The 566-nt window shown below is 66.8% G+C and carries 1 protein-coding gene; it reads left to right on the plus strand.

Features of this window, described 5'->3' with window-relative positions; translation table 11 throughout:
* Window positions 1–516: MSMEG_0572/Sll0783 family nitrogen starvation response protein (locus ACFQH9_RS32005; protein ID WP_379572202.1), on the plus strand; the 516-nt coding region annotated here is incomplete at its 5' end.
* Between the last annotated feature and the right edge of the window lie 50 nt (window positions 517–566).

A 566-nucleotide genomic window follows, 5' to 3' on the forward strand; every position in this document is an offset into this window, starting at 1 on the left:
GACATGGCCGACCTGACCGATCTCGAGAAGCAGAGCCTCGAGGAGATCCCGCACCCGTCGATGCCGGAGGGGTCGTCGATCTACGGCGGCACCAAGGTGTTCCCGGACTACCAGGCCGAGAACGGGGAGAGCTACTTCACCCTGGTGCACGGCATCGCGCACGAGTCCTCGGTGAGTTTCGTGGCGGTCCTGCAGGCCACCCGGGCGCTGCGCAAGGGCTTCGAGTCGGCGCTGTACTTCTACGGCCCGGGCTCGCTGAACTGTCTGGCCACCCGCGGGTTCCCGACCACCGGCAACTCGGCCTTCCCCGGTGAGCACAACATCAACAACTCGTTGCGGACGTTCCTGCAGGAGGGCGGCAAGGTCTACTGCTGCCGGTTCGGGCTGTCGCTGCACGGCGCCCGCGAGGAGGACCTGATCGAGGGTGTGATCCCCACGCATCCGCTCGACGTGCAGGACGCGTTGATCCACTACGCCCGCAAGGGCGCGATCGTCAACTCCACCTACCAGCTCTGAGGTGGGCGAACGGCGCTCCCGCTCACACCTGGTGAGCGAGAGCGCCGTTC

Origin of the sequence: Pseudonocardia lutea (genome assembly GCF_042658055.1) — a bacterium.
GTDB classification, from domain to species: Bacteria; Actinomycetota; Actinomycetes; order Mycobacteriales; family Pseudonocardiaceae; genus Pseudonocardia; species Pseudonocardia lutea.